This window comes from Telluria sp. LT2P80 (genome assembly GCF_059685955.1).
Window position 1 is genome coordinate 1,082,015 of sequence record NZ_JCASIO010000001.1, and the last position, 17,184, is coordinate 1,099,198.

9 protein-coding genes are annotated in these 17,184 nt (G+C 65.0%); 2 read left to right on the forward strand and 7 right to left on the reverse strand.

What is annotated here, in order from left to right:
• Positions 1-148: 148 nt before the first annotated feature.
• Complete coding sequence (locus AC56LW_RS04830; protein WP_499632165.1) at positions 149-1,732, forward strand: POT-type proton-dependent oligopeptide transporter; 1,584 nt, start codon at positions 149-151, stop codon at positions 1,730-1,732.
• Positions 1,733-1,739: 7 nt separating this feature from the next.
• A complete protein-coding gene (locus AC56LW_RS04835; RefSeq protein ID WP_499632168.1) occupies positions 1,740-4,454 on the forward strand; it encodes an alpha-1,6-glucosidase domain-containing protein in 2,715 nt (904 codons plus the stop codon).
• A gap of 44 nt (positions 4,455-4,498) precedes the next feature.
• Here the strand turns inward: AC56LW_RS04835 and AC56LW_RS04840 are convergent, their stop codons facing one another.
• The 7 genes from AC56LW_RS04840 to AC56LW_RS04870 form a co-directional block, all read right to left on the reverse strand.
• On the reverse strand, positions 4,499-6,814 hold the full coding sequence (locus AC56LW_RS04840; RefSeq protein ID WP_499632171.1) for a sensor domain-containing diguanylate cyclase: 2,316 nt from the start codon (positions 6,812-6,814) through the stop codon (positions 4,499-4,501).
• A 278-nt stretch (positions 6,815-7,092) separates the two neighbouring features.
• Complete coding sequence (locus AC56LW_RS04845) at positions 7,093-8,958, reverse strand: glucokinase (protein WP_332533100.1); 1,866 nt, start codon at positions 8,956-8,958, stop codon at positions 7,093-7,095.
• A 45-nt stretch (positions 8,959-9,003) separates the two neighbouring features.
• Entirely contained in the window at positions 9,004-10,023 is a 1,020-nt protein-coding gene (locus AC56LW_RS04850; RefSeq protein WP_332533101.1) for an alpha/beta fold hydrolase, read from the reverse strand.
• A gap of 61 nt (positions 10,024-10,084) precedes the next feature.
• Positions 10,085-11,764, reverse strand: a complete 1,680-nt coding sequence (locus AC56LW_RS04855; protein ID WP_499632176.1) for an alpha-amylase family glycosyl hydrolase — start codon at positions 11,762-11,764, stop codon at positions 10,085-10,087.
• A gap of 25 nt (positions 11,765-11,789) precedes the next feature.
• On the reverse strand, positions 11,790-13,421 hold the full coding sequence (locus AC56LW_RS04860) for an alpha-D-glucose phosphate-specific phosphoglucomutase (protein ID WP_332533103.1): 1,632 nt from the start codon (positions 13,419-13,421) through the stop codon (positions 11,790-11,792).
• A gap of 126 nt (positions 13,422-13,547) precedes the next feature.
• Entirely contained in the window at positions 13,548-14,885 is a 1,338-nt protein-coding gene (locus tag AC56LW_RS04865) for an MFS transporter (RefSeq protein WP_332533104.1), read from the reverse strand.
• Between the two features lie 317 nt (positions 14,886-15,202).
• The gene (locus AC56LW_RS04870) at positions 15,203-17,047 is read right to left on the reverse strand and encodes a DEAD/DEAH box helicase (RefSeq protein ID WP_183555899.1); all 1,845 of its coding nucleotides are present in this window, start codon (positions 17,045-17,047) and stop codon (positions 15,203-15,205) included.
• Positions 17,048-17,184: the final 137 nt, after the last annotated feature.

Genomic DNA, 17,184 nt, shown 5'->3' on the forward strand with positions numbered 1-17,184 from the left:
CGATTCTGCCGATTCTTCATCCGTACCTAAACTACGTATGCATGTTGCCACTTTGTTTCTAGTTTGTTTCACGACAATTTTTATGTTGCAAAGAGAGGCTTCCCCGTCATAGCATCGCGTCTGTTTGCCAATTCAAGGAAGCGGTTCGATGACATCTCTCGCAAAACCAGGCACCGGGCGCATGCCCCGGCAAATCCCCTACATCATTGCCAATGAGGGGTGCGAACGCTTCAGTTTCTACGGGATGCGCAACATCCTGACGCCGTTCCTGATCACGACCCTCTTGATGTTCTTGCCGGAAGACATGCGCACCGGCGAAGCCAAGCACGTGTTCCACACCTTCGTCATCGGTGTCTACTTCTTCCCGCTGCTGGGCGGCTGGCTGGCCGACCGCTACTTCGGCAAGTACAACACGGTGTTCTGGCTCAGTCTCGTGTATTGCCTCGGTCACGCCTGCCTGGCCATCTTTGAAGACAACGTCAACGGCTTCTACTTCGGCCTGTTCCTGATCGCGCTCGGCTCGGGCGGCATCAAGCCGCTGGTGGCCAGTTTTGTGGGCGACCAGTTCGACCACACCAACAAGGACAAGGCGAAAGTCGTCTTCGACGCCTTCTACTGGATCATCAATTTCGGCTCGTTCTTCGCGTCGCTCCTGATGCCGCTGCTGCTACGCGACTACGGTCCGGCCTGGGCCTTCGGCGTGCCCGGCATCCTGATGTTCATCGCGACCATGGTGTTCTGGAGCGGTAAAAAGAAGTACGTGCACGTGCCACCGGCACCGGCCAATCCGCACTCGTTCATGCGCGTGGCAAAAAGCGCGCTGCTGGCAAAGCAGCCTGGCCGTGGCCGTCCGGGCCTGAACCTGGCCTTGCTGGGTGCCGCCGGCGCCCTCGCGTCGCTGGCCATGGCCGCGCAATGGGGCTTCGTGATTGCTGCCTGTACCGCCCTGGTGCTGTTGATGGCCTTTGGCGGCATGGGCACCTCGATGCAGCTGGACCGCGCACGCGGCCTGCATCCGGACGACGCCGTGGACGGCGTGCGCGCCGTGCTGCGCATCCTGATCGTGTTCGCGCTCGTAACGCCGTTCTGGTCGCTGTTCGACCAGAAGGCCTCGACCTGGATCGTGCAGGCCAACACGATGACCACGCAGGTGAACCTGCTGGGCTGGACCTTCGACGTGATTCCGGCCCAGATGCAGGCCTTGAACCCCCTGCTCGTGATGCTGCTCATCCCGATCAACAACCTCGCCCTGTTCCCGCTGATGCGCAAGATGGGCGTCGAGCCTACACCCCTGCGCCGCATGACGGCCGGCATCGCACTGTCGGCTGCGGCCTGGATCGTCGTGGGCAATCTGCAGGTGGCGCTCGACGCCGGTGACGCCGTCTCGATCGCGTGGCAGATCGCGCCGTATGCGCTGCTCACGCTGGGTGAAGTGCTGGTCTCGGCGACGGGCCTCGAATTCGCATACAGCCAGGCGCCCGCCTCGATGAAAGGCGTGATCATGGCGCTGTGGTACCTGGCCGTCACGGTCGGCAACCTGTGGGTGCTGATCGTCAATGCCAGCGTCAAGAATGAAACGGTGATCGCGTATATCGAAGGCTCGGGCGTGGGGGTGATGGCGTTCCAGATGTACTTCTTCGCCGCGTTTGCGCTGCTGTCGGCGGCGGCGTTCGGGTGGTATGCGACGCGCTACCGCATGGTCGACCACTATCGCAGCAGCGTCGCGGGGTAAGCGGTCCATGAAACGTCACCTTGTCCTGCTGGCAGTATCGCTGTCCTCCAGCGCATATGCTGCTGTTCCTCTCGCCACCTGCGACAGCCCGGCTTTCCAGGAGGTGCTCAGCGCCTCCGCCACCAAGCTCGATGCGCGCGCCGTCTGGCTTGACCGCCGCCTGGTGCGCTGGCCCGGCGCATCTGGCGAGGGCGTGTATCGCCTCTACCACTCGCCTGTCGGCGGCATCCAGGCCACGGCCGGCAGCAAAGTCACCGGCAGCGCCGGTTCGATCGCGCTGGCTGTCTCGCGCGTCGCGGTGCCGCAAGCCGTCGCCACGCGCTTCAAATGGGTCGCCAGCGGCCCGACCCTGAGCGTGCAGGAAGCCGACCTGGCGCGCCTGCCTGCCCTGCACCGCGAACAGCTGGTGCTGGTCCACGAAAACCCTGACGGCACCGTGCGCGACGCAACGCGCGTGCAGGCGGCCGGCGCGCTCGACGACCTGTATGCGGCGGCTGAACGCATCCCGGACATGGGCGCGACGCCCACCGGCAGCAAGACCGATTTCAAGCTGTGGGCGCCAACCGCGCGCGATGTCGCGGTGTGCACGTATGACAGCGCAACGGGCCGCGCGAACGCCATGCTGCCGATGACGCTGGATGCACGCACCGGCGCCTGGGCTGCCAGCGTCCCGCGCGATTTGTCCGGTACCTATTACAAATACGCGGTCGACGTCGTCGCCGATGGCGCCGGGCTGGTACGCAATCTCGTGACCGATCCGTATTCGGTCAGCCTGAATGCGGACTCCAAACGCAGCTACATCGCCGACCTGGACGCGCCGCACCTGAAGCCCGCCGGCTGGGATGGCACGCAGCCACCGGCCACGGTCAAGGCGCAGACCGACATGGTCATCTACGAACTGCACGTGCGCGACTTTTCGCTGATCGACCAGACGGTGCCGCCGGCCAAACGCGGCAAGTACGGCGCGTTCGGCGAAGCCAATTCGAACGGCATGCGGCATCTGCGCGCGCTGGCACAGGCAGGCCTGACCGACATCCACCTGCTGCCCGTGTACGACATCGGCAGCATCCCCGAAGTGGCGTGCGCGCAGCCCGCCCCTGCCGGCGCGCCGGATGGCGAGAGCCAGCAGTCGCTGGTCGTCAAGACCGCCCACACCGACTGCTTCAACTGGGGCTACGACCCGCAGCACTTCAACGCCGTCGAAGGCAGTTACGCGAGCGACCCGCAGGACGGCGCGCGCCGCATCATCGAGTTCCGCCAGATGGTGATGGACCTGCACAAGGCCGGCCTGCGCGTGGGCACCGACGTCGTCTACAACCACACCTTCATCGCCGGCCAGGAAGAAAAATCGATCCTCGACCGCTTGGTGCCGGGCTACTACCATCGCCTGAACGCGGTCGGCGGCATCGAGGCATCGACCTGCTGCTTCAACACGGCGACCGAGAACACGATGATGGCCAAGCTGATGATCGACTCGTCGGTGTTGTGGACGCGCCAGTACAAGATCGATTCGTTCCGCTTCGACCTGATGGGCCACCAGCCGCGTGAGGCGATGGTGCGGCTGCAACAGGCCGTCGACGCGGCGGCGGGCCGCCACGTGCAGCTGATCGGCGAAGGCTGGAACTTCGGTGAAGTAGCCGACGGCGCGCGCTTCGTGCAGGCGTCGCAGCTGTCGCTGAACGGCACCGGCATCGGCACCTTCAGCGACCGCGCACGCGACGCCGTGCGCGGCGGCTCGCCCGGCGACTCGGGCGAGCCCGTGATCAGGCAGCAGGGCTATATCAATGGCCTGGTGTACGACGCGAACGCCCTTGGCGGCGATGCAAAGAAGGCTGACCTGCTGCGCGCAGCGGATTTGATCCGCGTCGGCCTGGCCGGCTCGGTGCGCACGTATCCGATGCAGGCGCACGATGGCCAGGTGCGCCAGTTGCAGGCCATGGTCTACGGCGGCAACCAGCCGGCCGGCTACGCGAGCGAGCCGGGTGAGGCGGTCAACTACGTCGAGAACCACGACAACCAGACGCTGTACGACATCAACGTGCTCAAGCTGCCGGTGGCAACGAGCAGCGCGGAGCGTGCGCGGGTCCAGGTGCTGGGGATGGCGATCAATGCATTCAGCCAGGGCGTGGCGTATTACCACGCCGGCATCGACACGCTGCGCTCGAAATCGCTGGACCGCAACAGCTTCAATTCGGGCGACTGGTTCAACCGCATCGACTGGACCTACCAGGACAACTTCTTCGGTACCGGCCTGCCGCCGGCGCCGGACAATGCCAAAGACTGGCCGCTGTTCAAGCCGTTGCTGGCCAATGCCGCGCTGAAGCCGGCGCCCGCCGACATCGCGTTCGCGCGCGACGCGTTCCGCGACCTGCTGCGCATCCGCGCCAGCAGCACGCTGCTGCGCCTGCGCACGGCCGACGACATCAACACGCGCCTGCGCTTCTTCAATACGGGGCCGCAGCAGGAGCCGACCGTGCTGGCTGCCTGGCTCGATGGCAAAGGCTATCCGGGGGCCGGCTTTGCCGGCATGGGTTACCTGGTGAACGTCGACAAGCGGGCGCACACGATCAAGGACGCCACGCTACGCGGCAAGCGCCTGAAGCTGCATCCGGTGCACAGCGCACCTGGCGCGGCCGACAAGCGCGCGCTGAAGGCGCGCTTCGACAGCGCCAGCGGCACCTTCACGGTGCCGCCGCGCACGGCGGTCGTATTCGTCGAGTAGGGTGAACGGCTACGCCGTCCACGCGGTGATCGCTGGCAGCGGGATCAGCCAGCGTGCTCCAGCACGGGCGCCGGCGCCGCCACCATCGCCAGCCGCGCAATCGCAAACGTGTTGCGCCCCTTGTCCTTGGCCTCATACAAGGCGCTGTCAGCCAGCTCGCTGATCGTCAGCGCCGTCACGCCCGGTGCGTCGGCCAGCGCAATGCCGATCGTCGCACTGACGGAAATCGGCTGGGAGCCGAGCATGAACGGCGCTTCCATCGCCTGCATGATCTTCTTGGCCACCAGCTCGACGTCGCGCGGCGAATTGACTTCGTCGAGCAGCACCGTGAATTCGTCGCCGGCCAGGCGCGCCACCATGTCGGAGCTGCGCACCACCTTGCGCACGCGCCGCGCAAATTCGACCAGCACCATGTCGCCCACCGCGTGGCCGTACGTATCGTTGATCCGCTTGAAGAAATCGATGTCGAGATAGAACAGGGCAAAGGCGCGCTCGCGTTGCGGCGCACGTTCGACGGCTCCCTGCAGCGCCAGCTCGAACTGGCGCCGGTTCGGGATGCCGGTCAGCGCATCGGTATGGGCCAGCGCGTGCAGGTTGCGTTCGTGCATGCGGGCGGCGGTGGCGTCGGTCGTCAGGATATACACGCCCACCACGTCGCCGTCGCGCAGATGCGGCAGGAAGGTCGAGTGGACGATGCGGATGTGCTTTTTGCGCACGATGTCATGCTCGCACTGCGACGCCTTGCCCAGCCAGGCATCGTCCAGCGCTTCCTTCTGCTGCAGGTAGAAGTCTTCGCCGAAGGCTTCGACCATGGTCTGGCCGACAATCTGGTCGGACGCCTTGCCGAGCCATGACTGGTGCACCGCATTGGCGAACATGTAGCGGTGATCCTGGTCGAGGTGCGCGATCAGGACCGGCAGGTTGTCGGTAATCGTGCGCAGGCGCTCTTCGCTGTCGGCCAGGCGGTCGCGCGATGCCTTCAGTTCGGTGATGTCCTTCATCGCCACCACGGCGCCGAGGGTCTTGCCCTGGGCGCTGCGCAGCGGCCGGCCACTGGCCAGCAGCGTATACGGCGCGCGGCCGGCCGGTGCGACGACCATGGCGCCGTCGCGCACGACTTCGCCCTTGAGCGCGCGCACCAGCGGCACGTCGTCCATCTCCATCGCGGTCTGGCCATCGCCGTGATACAGCGAGTAGAACTGCGGCCATTCCGATGGCGCGATCGCCTTCAGGTCGTGACCATGCAAGGCGCGCGCCGTGCGGTTGAACAGCGTCAGGTTGCCGACGGCGTCGCAGGCGACCACACCGACATCGATCGATTCGAGCACCGCGTCGAGCAGTTCCTGTTTTTCTTCCAGCTGCTGCTGCGTGCGGATGCGCTCCGAGATGTCGTTGACGAAGGCGCCGATATAACGCGCGCCGTTCCACTCGTGGGCCGCCACGGTCATCTGGATCGTGATCTGGCGCCCGCTCTGGGTCAGCGCCGGCAGTTCGACATTCTGGTTCAGGTACGGGCCGGCGCCGGTATCGAGCAGGCTGCGGATGTTCGCGTCATGCGCTTCGCGCTGCTGCGCCGGCATCACCAGCTCGGACAGCTGACGGCCGCGCGCGTACTCGCCCGACCAGCCGAAGATGCGCTCGGCCGACGTGTTCCACGCCACCACCACGCCGTTGCTGTCGGCGCCAATGAAGCCGCTGAACGACGAGTCGATGATCGTGCGGTTCCAGGCTTCGCTCTCGCGCAGCAGCGCTTCGGCCGCTTCGCGCTGCGTCACTTCGCGCGACAGTTGCCCGACCTTGTCTTCCAGTTCGGCGGTGCGCGCGACGATGCGCGCTTCCAGATCGGTATTGAGCGACTTGAGCGCCTGTTCGGCGAGCATGCGCGCGGTGACTGCCTTCAGGTGATTGATTTCGACCTCGACCAGCCCGGCCAGGTCGGCCAGCACCTGGCGCTGCTCCTGGTTCAGGCGGCGCGGCGCGCGGTCGATGATGCACAGCGTGCCCACGGCTTCGCCATCGCTGTAGACCGGCTGTCCGGCATAGAAGCGAATATGCGGCTCGCCGGTGACCAGCGGATTCTCGGCAAAGCGGGGATCCTGCGCCGCGTCCTCAATCACGAGCAGCGCGCGCGCCTGCACCGCGTGGCTGCAGAACGACAGCGAGCGCGGGGTTTCCGAGGCTTCCAGACCGTGATGCGATTTGAACCACTGGCGCTCGGCATCGATCAGCGACACCAGCGCAATCGGCACATCGAACGTCATGGCGGCCAGGCGGGTAAAGCGGTCGAAGCGGGTCTCGGCAGGGGTGTCGAGAATCTGCAGTTCGGCCAGCGCGGCAAGGCGGGCCTGTTCAATTAACATTTGGCTGACGATGATAAAACCTCTTCCATGGTCCGGAGCGGAGACGACAAGGCAGGACGGCCCTGTCGACACGGCCCCGGGGATTGGGGGAGCCACATGAAATGGTAGCATGCAGTGCCGTGCGGAAACTACACGTTCCGTCCCGTGCGTCGCGTGGCGTTGACGTTTTTTTGACAACTTTTAGCGATACATCGGTACAAAAGCATGCGCACAAGCCATGCGTGACCCGATGCAGCGCATTCTCGTCAGCGCGCGTGACATGCGCGTGACATGCGCTGTCAGATGTCCAGATGCGAGATCAGCAGCCGGCGTGCATCGATGTCGCCCTGGTGGTCCGGGCTGCCCTCCCCTTGCGTGCCAAGGGAAATCCCGACCGACATGATGTCGATGAGGAGCAGTTGCAGGATGCGCGAAATCATCGACAGGAAGCTCGTGCTGTCTTCGCTGTGGTCCACCGCGAGACAGACGCTGGCCTTCTTTGCCAGCGGCGAGCGGCTGGCCGTGATGGCGATGATGTCAGCGCCGCGTGCGCGTGCCGTGTCGACCGCCTCGAGCAGCTCGGGCAGCTGCCCGCCGGTGGAAATGGCGATCACGACGTCGCCCGGCCCCAGCAAACCGGCCGCGAGGTTCAGCAGGTGCGAATCGCCATACGACGCCGCCGGGATGCGGAAGCGGAAGAACTTGTGCTGGCCGTCGAGCGCCACCGCACGCGCATTGCCCAGCGCGTAGAACTCGACCCGGCGCGCGCGCCGCAGCAGTTCGATGGCGCGGTCGATCGCATGCACGTCGAGCGCATCGCGAAACTTCAGGATCGCGGAGACCGTGTTGTCGATCACCTTGGCCGACAGGTCATGCGTGCTGTCGGTCATGCGCACCTGGCTGTGGCGCACGGGGATGGTGCCGGTCAGGCTGCCGGCGAACTTGAGCTTGAATTCGGCCAGGCCCTGGAAGCCCAGCGAACGGCAGAAGCGGATCACGGTCGGCTGGCTCACGTCGGCCAGGCGCGCGATCTCGGCGATCGGCTCGGACAGCATCTTGCGCGGATGCTCGATCACGAGCGCGGCCACGCGCTGCTCGGCCGGCGAGAGCTCGTGCAGCAGTTGCTGCACACGGTCGGTGAGCGTGTTGGCGCCGCTGCGCCCGCGCAGGTGCTCGGACAGGATCGCCGAGACGCCGTACAGCGCCGGGTTGGGCGTCATGATGATGTAGGTCGGGATCTGGGCGATGTAGTCCCGGAAGCGCCCCTTGGCTTCGAAACGCGCACGGAACGGCGACTGCGCAAACCAGGCACCCATGCGCGGCACGATGCCGCCGCCGATGAACATGCCGCCAAACGCGCCCAGGGTCACGGCCAGATTCGCGGCCGCGCTGCCCAACATGCCGGCGAAGGTTTCCAGCACCTCGAGGCAGAGCGCATCGTGCGCATCGAGCGCCGCGCTGACGATGTCGGCGGTGCTGCGCGGCGACGCCGCGACGCCATTGCGCTCGGCCAGCGCGCGGTAGATCAATTCGATGCCGGGGCCGGAAATCAGGCGCTCGTTCGACACATGCTTCCACTCGCGCCACGCGTACTGCAGGATCGCGAACTCGCGCTCGTCGCTCGGTGCGAAGTTGACGTGCCCGCCCTCGCTGCCCAGCGTGACGAAACCGTCGATGGTCGGAATGACACCCGAAACGCCAAGGCCCGTGCCCGGTCCCAGCACGCCCGAGACGGCATGGGTCTGCGGCGCGCCGCCGCCGATCTGCAGCAGGTCCTTCGGCTGAAAACCCGGCAGCGCCATCGCCAGCGCGGTGAAGTCGTTGACAATCAACAGCGTCGACAGGCCCAGCGCGCGGCGCACGGCATCCGTCGAAAACTGCCAGTCGCGGTTGGTCATTCGGATGAAATCGCCGCTGATCGGATTGGCCAGCGCAAAGGCGGCATGGTGAATGCGCCCGCCCGGATGCTGTTCGAGATAAGCGTGCAGCAGCGGGATGATGCCGTCGAAGTCGTCGCACAACAGCACGGCAACCTGCCCCAGCACGCCGGGCGCGGTCTCGAGGCCCAGGCGCGCATGGGTGGCGCCGATGTCGGCCAGCAGGCGCGGGCCGTCGGCAAAGGCGGCGCGCGGTGGTTTGCTCTTCGGATCAGGGTCTTCTGTCATACCACAAGGATACCATTGACCGAATGACAAAAGAATGGCCGCTGATCAGCGCACGAGCCCCTTGAGCAGCGCCTTGTGGAACTGTACCGGGTCCTGCATCTGCGGCGCGTGCCCCATCTCGGGGAATGTCACCAGCACCGAGCCCGGGATTGCCTTGCGCGTGGTCTCGGCCAGCACCTTGTAGTTGCCCAGTGTCGGGCGCACGTCAGCGGGCGCCGCATCCTTGCCGATCGCGGTCGTGTCCTTCAAGCCCATGAGCAGGAAGGTCGGCGTTTTGATCAGAGGGAATTCGTGCACGACCGGCTGCGTGTAGATCATGTCGTAGATGAGCGCCGAGTTCCAGGCCACGAGCGCCTTGCCCTTGCCACGGTACATCCCGGCCAGCATCTGGACCCACACCTCATACTCCGGCTTCCACTGACCGTTGTAGTAGGTCGTGCGCTCGTACTCGCGCACGCGCTCGGCCGACAATTTCAGCTCGCGCTCATACCACTGATCGACACCCAGCGACGGCACGCCCAGGTTCTTCCAGTCTTCCAGGCCGATCGGGTTGATCATCACCAGCTGGTCCGTCAGTTCGGGATACATCAGCGCATAGCGCGTGGCCAGCATGCCGCCAGTCGAGTGACCGATGATGATCGCCTTCTTCACGCCGATGGAGGCCAGGAGCTTGCGCGTATTGTCGGCCAGTTGCTGGAACGTGTACTGGTAATGCTGCGGCTTGGTGGATTTGCAAAAGCCGATCTGATCGGGCACCACGACGCGGTAGCCGGCGTCGCCCAGTGCCTTGGTGGTGCCGGCCCAGGTCGCGCCGCAGAAGTTCTTGCCGTGCATGAGGACGACGGTGCGGCCATTCGGGCTGGCCGGCTTGACGTCCATATAGGTCATCTGCAGATCGACGCGCTGCGACGTGAAGCGGTATTGCTGCGTCGGTGCAGGATAGGCGAATTCTTCGAGTTCAGCGCCGTAGACTGGCGCGGCGGCCGATTGTGCCTGCGCCGGGGCCAGCGCGAGGACGAGACTCAGGCCCACGATGGCGCGGGCAATGTGCGTAAAGACGGGCATGGAGGTGGGCAGACTGGCAGCCGGAGAGTTAACAGAACGGCCAGTCTATCCCAGAACCCGGTCAGTCCTGCGCGATCAGCGCCACCTGTGCGGCGGTTGCGAACCGCACCTTGCCGTCCTTGACCACGGCGGTATTGCCGGTGTACCAGTCGCGCACCGTAGCGCCGTCGTTGAAGACGCCGCCCACCGAAATCGCCACCGGCTGCTGCGTCGACAGGCCCAGCGCGACGACCACGCGGTCGCTCACGCCATTCTGTTCCCACGTGCGCTTGAACGTGTACGGGCTCGAGCCGATCATCTGGTGCTTGCCGGCGCCGACGGCAGGATGTGCAGCGCGGAAGCGCCCCAGGCGCGCCCAATGCGCGCGGATATCGGCCACGCGGTGCAGGCCACGCTCGGCGTTCGCCGCCAGCTCGTCCCAGTTCATGAAGGTGCGCAGGTTGGCGTCGCCCTCGGCGCCATCGAACTTCAGGATGCGCGCCGTTTCGTCGCCGTAGTAGATCTGCGCCGCGCCAGGTGCCAGCAGCAGCTTGTTGGCCGACTCGAACGGCTGCTGGCGCAGCGGATCGAACGGGCTGCTGTCGTCGTGCGAGCTGATGTAGTTCAGCACCGAGAAGCCCTTCATCTCGCCGTGCAGGATAGTCGAGTATTCCGAGAACACCTGTTCGTACGGGCGCTTGGCGTCGCTGCGCAGACTGAAGCTGATCATGCTGTCGAAGCCCTGGTCCAGGTAGTCGACGAATTCGCCGCCGCCCAGATCGAACTTGCGCGCGTGCTTGATCTCGTAGTTGTAGACCTCGGACACCATCCAGAACGGCTTCTGGTCGATGCTCTTGGCCGGGTTGGCGCGCTTCCAGTCCGCCAGCGCCAGGCTCGCTTCTTTTTTAAGTTCTTTCCACAGGCCAGGCTCGGTGTGCTTGACGGTATCGGCGCGGAAGCCATCGATACCGAACTTGCGCACCCAGTCGGCATGCCATTTCATCAGGTAGTAACGCGGTGCGAGCGGGTAGCCGGTGCGCTTGAAGAAGGCGTCGAGCTCCTTCACCTCACGCTCGTAGCGCCCTTCCTTCTTCCACTTGGCCACCAGATGCGGCGGCAGGTCGACCGGCTTGTCGCTGCCGGTCAAGAAGTCCGGCAGGTTCGCCACCAGCGTGCAATCGACCGTCGTGCGCGCATCCTTGTAGGTGCACGTCGGGCCGGTGCGCACCCACGACGCCGGCCAGACTTTATCCTGCGGCGTGACGGGGCCGGTGTGGTTCATCACCACGTCGAACACGATGCGGATGCCCTTCGCGTGCGCCGTGTCGACCAGCGTGCGCAGCTCGTCCTCGGTGCCAAACGCAGCGTCGAGCGCCGTGAAGTCCTTGGCCCAGTAGCCGTGGAAGGCGTAGCTCTTGCCGGTGCCTTCATCGGTCGCGCCGTGGATCTGTTCGATCACGGGCGTCAGCCAGATCGCGTTCACGCCCAGGTCGGTGAAATACCCTTCCTTGATCTTGGCCGTGATGCCGGCGATGTCACCGCCCATGAAACCGCGCAGCGGCGCTGCATCGTCCTTGCGGCCATAGGCCTTGTCGTTGGCCGGGTTGCCGTTGTTGAAGCGGTCCGTCAGCAGGAAGTAGACGGTCGCGTTCTCCCAGACGAACGGCTTGGCGGCGGGCGCCGGGCCGGGCAACTGGGCGCTGGCAGAGGCCATCGCACCGAAGGCGAGCAGCATGGCGGAAGCAAGGACGGGTAGTTTCATGCGGGGTTCCTGTGTGGTGAAGAGGTCAGGTGACGACCGTGGGTTCGCTGCGGCCGGTGCGCTGGCGCAGATCGGACAGGCTGTCGGCCAGATCGATCAGGCCTTGCAGCGCGGCCTGCGTATCGAGGTTGTGGTGCGCCGGATCGGCTTCGTAGCGTTCGAGGTAGACACGCACGGTGGCGCCTTCGGTGCCGGTGCCGGACAGGCGGAACACGATGCGCGAGCCGTCCGCCATGATGATGCGGATGCCCTGCTTCGTGGACACCGAGCCGTCGACCGGGTCGGTATAGGCGAAATCGTCGGCCAGCGCAATCTGGTGGCCGGCCAGCGTCTGCCCTGCCAGCTCGGGCAGGCGCGCACGCAGCGCGTCCATCATGGCGCCGGCAGCGCCGGCATCCACGGCTTCGTAGTCGTGGCGCGAATAGTAATTGCGGCCGAAGCGGGCCCAGTGCGCCGCCAGCAACTGTTCGACCGTCTGGCCGCGCACGGCCAGCAGATTGAGCCAGAACAGCACGGCCCACACGCCGTCTTTTTCGCGGATGTGGAACGAGCCGGTGCCGTAGCTCTCTTCGCCGCACAGCGTGACGAGACCGGCGTCCATCAGGTTGCCGAAGTACTTCCAGCCGGTAGGCGTCTCGAAGCAGGCGATGCCCAGTGCTTCGGCCACGCGGTCGGCCGCCATCGACGTGGGCATCGAACGCGCGATGCCCTTGATGCCGCCCGCGTAACCCGGCGCCACGGTGGCGTTGGCGGCGATGATGGCCAGGCTGTCCGATGGCGTGACGGCGATGCCGCGCCCGACGATCATGTTGCGGTCGCCGTCGCCATCCGAGGCGGCGCCGAAGTCCGGCGCATCGGGCGCAGCCATCGCTGCGATCAGCTCGGCAGCGTTGACGGGATTCGGGTCAGGATGCCCGCCGCCGAAGTCTTCGCTCGGCACGCCATTGACGACGGTGCCGGCCGGTGCCCCGAGAATGCCTTCGAGGATCGTGGTCGCGTAGGGGCCGGCCACCGCGTGCATCGCGTCAAAGCGCATCCGGAAGCCGCTCGCAAACAGGCCGCGGATCGCGTCGAAATCGAACAGGCCTTTCATCAGCTCGGCGTAATCGGCCACCGGGTCGATCACCTCGATCACCATGTTCTCGAGACGCGTGGTGCCCAGCACATCCAGGTCGACGGCCGGTGCGTCGCTGGTGCGGTACTGCGTGATCGTCTGCGTGTACGCGAAGATGGCGTCGGTGATTTTCTCGGGCGCCGGGCCGCCATTGTCGATGTTGTACTTGATGCCGAAGTCGCCGTCCGGACCGCCCGGATTGTGACTGGCCGAGAGCACGATGCCGCCCTGGGCGCCGTGCTTGCGGATCACGCAGCTCACGGCCGGCGTGGACAGGATGCCGCCCTGCCCCACCAGCACGCGCTCGACGCCGTGCGCGGCCGCCATGCGCAGGATGATTTGAATCGCGTCGCGGTTGAAGTAACGGCCATCGCCGCCGACGACCAGGTGACGGCACGCGCCTTCGCCCAGCGTCAGGAAGATCGACTCGACGAAGTTTTCGAGGTAGCCGGGTTGCTGGAACTCGGTCACTTTCTTGCGCAGGCCCGATGTGCCGGGCCGCTGGCCGGCGAACGGGGTGGTCGCGACGGTCTGGATGGTCATGCTCTACTCCTGTCAATGTAAGCGTTCACAACACAGCCCGACAGAGCCGGACAATGTTGATAAAACGTTACGATACGACAGACGCCGGATTCAAGGCGCGCACACGCGCACCATGTACGCCTGACGTCACACGGCAGCGCGTACCGGCGCCGCCTTGTCCGTCACCAGCAGGGTCAGCAGCGCGGCGATGAGCATGCAGACGCCGCCCAGCACGAGCGTGAGCACGGCGTGGCCATCGAACAGGTGCTTGGTCACGAAACCCAGCAGCAGGCCGCTGACGATCTGCGGAATCACGACGAAGAAGTTGAACAGGCCCATGAAATAGCCCATGCGCTTGGCGGGCAGCGAGCCGGCCAGGATCGCGTACGGCATCGTCAGGATCGAGGCCCACGCGATGCCGATGCCGATCATCGGCACGACCAGCATGTTCTTGTCGGTGATGAGGAATACGCTGGCCAGGCTCAGGCCGCCGATGGTCAGGCATGTCGCATGGACGATCTTGCGGCTGGTCATGCGGGCGAACACGGGCAGGATGAAGGCAGCCAGCGCCGACACGCCGCTATAGACGGCGAACATGATGCCGACCCAGCTGCCGGCGTCCTGGTACGCAGTTGACTGGGCGTCGGTGGTGCCGTAGACGCTGTCGGCAATCGCGGTGCCGGTATAGATCCACATCGCGAACAGCGCGATCCAGGTGAAGAACTGCACGAACGCCAGTTGCACCATCGTGCGCGGCATCTTGGCAAAGCCCCCGAAGATCTCGGCGATGGCCACGCCGACGCTGCGCGAGGCGGCGCGCTCCTTGTTGAACGCTTCCATGTCGGGCGGCGGCAGCTCGTCGGCGGACACCACGGTCCAGGTCACCGCCAGGAAGAACACGAGGCCACCAGCGTAGAACGAGTAGCGCACGGTGTCGGGGATCACGCCGCCGATGACGGCATTCGACACGCCCATGCTTTCAAAGAAGGTCGGCAAGAGCGAGGCGATGACCGCACCGCAACCGATGAAGAACGTCTGCATCGCATAGCCGGCGGTTTGCTGCGACGGATCGAGCTTGTCGCCGACAAAGGCACGGAACGGCTCCATCGACACGTTGATCGCAGCGTCCATCATCCACAGCACGGCCACGGCCATCCACAGCGCAGTGGAATTGGGCATCAGGAACAGCGCAATGGCGGCCAGCACGGCGCCGATGAAGAAGAACGGCCGGCGGCGGCCCCACTTCGGGTGCCAGGTGTTGTCGCTCAGGTAACCGACGATCGGCTGAATCAGCAAGCCGGTAACGGGCGCAGCGAGCCAGTAGAGGGAAAAGTTTTCGGGGTCAGCGCCGAGCGTGGCGAAGATGCGGCTGGTATTCGCGTTCTGCAGTGCGAAGCCGAACTGGATGCCGAAGAAACCGAAGCTCATGTTCCACAGCTGCCAGAACGACAGGCGTGGTTTGAGCACGGTCGATTGCATATCCATGTGTGTCCCCAATCTGGCCCGACACGGGAGCGGGCGCTGTTATGTGAATGCGCGGCGCACTGGTAGTGCGCGCCGTTGATGCAGAGGCGTGCCGGAACAGACAACAATCCTGCCAGCGTATCTGTAGCAAAATAACATGGGGGTATCGGGGTGTCAATCGTGGAGATCTCATAGTGAGATGGGTGAGACACCTGCGGAACATGTCGGGTTTTGTAGTCAAACAACATGGGCAGTAACGCCTGTCATTCGACGTGCAGATGCAAAAACGTCGCTCCTGCTTGCGCGGGAACGACGTTTTTCAGCTTATGGAGAGACGATCAGTCCTTGCTGCCCTCGCCCTTGCGATGCGGCTTCTTGCCCGGCATCGGCTTGTCCGTCACGCGGCGGTCGGCGCCGCTTTTCGTGAACGGCTTCTTGGCGCCGGCGGCTGGCACGGCCGGCGTTTCGCCATCACGCGTGATCGACAGCTGGCGGCCGGCGACCCAGATCGACTTGAGCTGCGTGAACAGCTCGGCCGGCATGTCCGATGGCAGGTCGAGCGTCGAGTAATCGTCATAGATCTCGATGCGGCCGATCTGCTTCGACGGGATGTTCGCTTCGTTGGCGATCGCGCCGACGATATTGCCCGGCTTGGCGCCGTGGGCAAAGCCCACTTCGATGCGGAAGGTGGCCATGCCCGGCTCAGGGTCGCGCATGACGCGTTCTTTCTTGAAGCCCGGCTCGCGCGCAGGGCGCGCCGGACGCTCTTCCCAGTCGCCACGCGGCTCGCGTGGTGCACGTTCGTGGCTGCCGCCAAATTCGCGCTGCGATGGCATGCTTTCAGGACGCACGTCACGGTCAGGCTTGGTCAGCAGCAGCGGCTCGTCGCCACGTGCCATCTTGGCCAGGGCGGCGGCGATGTCGATCGCCGGCACGTTGTCGTCGCGCTCGACGTCTTCGATCAGGGCGCGGAAGACTTCGAGGTTGCCTTCGGCCAGCGTGGCGCGGATCTGGTCCTTGAAGCGCGTCATGCGCACTTCGTTGACGGCCTTGACGGTCGGCAGTTCGAGTGGCGACACCGGCTGGCGGGTCGTGCGCTCGATCAGCTTGAGCAGGCTGCGCTCACGCGGGGTGATGAACAGGATCGCTTCGCCGCTGCGGCCAGCGCGGCCCGTACGGCCAATGCGGTGGGTGTAGCTCTCAGGGTCCGACGGCACGTCGTAGTTGATGACGTGGCTGATGCGCTCGACGTCCAGGCCGCGCGCGGCAACGTCGGTCGCAACCAGAATGTCGATCTTGCCTTTCTTGAGGTTATCGATCGTGCGCTCGCGCTGCTGCTGGGCGATGTCGCCGTTGATGGCAGCGGCTGAGAAACCGCGTGCCTGCAGCTTGGTCGCCAGCTCTTCGGTGCCCAGCTTGGTGCGCGCGAAGATGATCATGCCGTCGAAGGCTTCGGCTTCGAGGATGCGGGTGAGCGCGTCGAGCTTGTGCATGCCGGCCACCAGCCAGTAACGCTGACGGATATTGTCGGCGGTGCCGGTCTTGGCGGCGACCGTGATCTCTTGCGGCTCGCGCAGGTAGGTCTTGGCGATGCGTTTGATCGCTGGCGGCATGGTGGCCGAAAACAGCGTGGTCTGGCGCGTGGCCGGGGTCTTTTGCAGGATCTGCTCGACGTCGTCGATAAAGCCCATGCGCAGCATTTCATCGGCCTCGTCCAGCACGAGGGTGGTCAGCTTCGACAGGTCGAGCGAGCCCTTCTGGATGTGATCGATGACGCGGCCTGGCGTGCCGACGACGACGTGCACGCCGCGGCGCAGCGACGACAGTTGCGGGCCGTAGCTCTGGCCGCCGTAGATCGGCAGCACGTGGAAGCCTTTGATGTGGGCGGCGTAGCTCTGGAATGCTTCGGCGACCTGGATCGCCAGTTCGCGCGTCGGCGCCAGCACCAGCGCTTGCGGCGCGGTCTGCTTGACGTCGATGTTCGACAGGATTGGCAGTGCGAAGGCAGCGGTTTTACCGGTACCGGTCTGCGCTTGTCCCAGCACGTCGCGCCCTTCCAGCAACAGGGGAATGGTGGCTGCCTGGATCGGCGACGGCGTTTCGTATCCGACGTCTTTCAATGCTTTCAGGACAGGCGCCGAAAGATTGAGGTCGGAAAACGATGGGATTGGGGTGTCTGACATAGAGGAAGTTGCTCTTATTAAGTAAGTACGAATGCGACAGTTTACACCGTTGCTTCGTTGGGGGCGCTAAATACAATGGACCGGGCGGCCGAAACCACAGAATCCGAACAATGAAAAATGCCCTTGCAGGCACACCT

Excerpts from the sequence above, each read along its gene's own strand:
- AC56LW_RS04830 (WP_499632165.1), top strand. The coding sequence starts at position 149 with ATGACATCTCTCGCAAAACCAGGCACCGGGCGCATGCCCCGGCAAATC.
- AC56LW_RS04835 (WP_499632168.1), top strand. The coding sequence starts at position 1,740 with ATGAAACGTCACCTTGTCCTGCTGGCAGTATCGCTGTCCTCCAGCGCA.
- AC56LW_RS04840 (WP_499632171.1), bottom strand. The coding sequence starts at position 6,814 with ATGTTAATTGAACAGGCCCGCCTTGCCGCGCTGGCCGAACTGCAGATT.
- AC56LW_RS04845 (WP_332533100.1), bottom strand. The coding sequence starts at position 8,958 with ATGACAGAAGACCCTGATCCGAAGAGCAAACCACCGCGCGCCGCCTTT.
- AC56LW_RS04850 (WP_332533101.1), bottom strand. The coding sequence starts at position 10,023 with ATGCCCGTCTTTACGCACATTGCCCGCGCCATCGTGGGCCTGAGTCTC.
- AC56LW_RS04855 (WP_499632176.1), bottom strand. The coding sequence starts at position 11,764 with ATGAAACTACCCGTCCTTGCTTCCGCCATGCTGCTCGCCTTCGGTGCG.
- AC56LW_RS04860 (WP_332533103.1), bottom strand. The coding sequence starts at position 13,421 with ATGACCATCCAGACCGTCGCGACCACCCCGTTCGCCGGCCAGCGGCCC.
- AC56LW_RS04865 (WP_332533104.1), bottom strand. The coding sequence starts at position 14,885 with ATGGATATGCAATCGACCGTGCTCAAACCACGCCTGTCGTTCTGGCAG.
- AC56LW_RS04870 (WP_183555899.1), bottom strand. The coding sequence starts at position 17,047 with ATGTCAGACACCCCAATCCCATCGTTTTCCGACCTCAATCTTTCGGCG.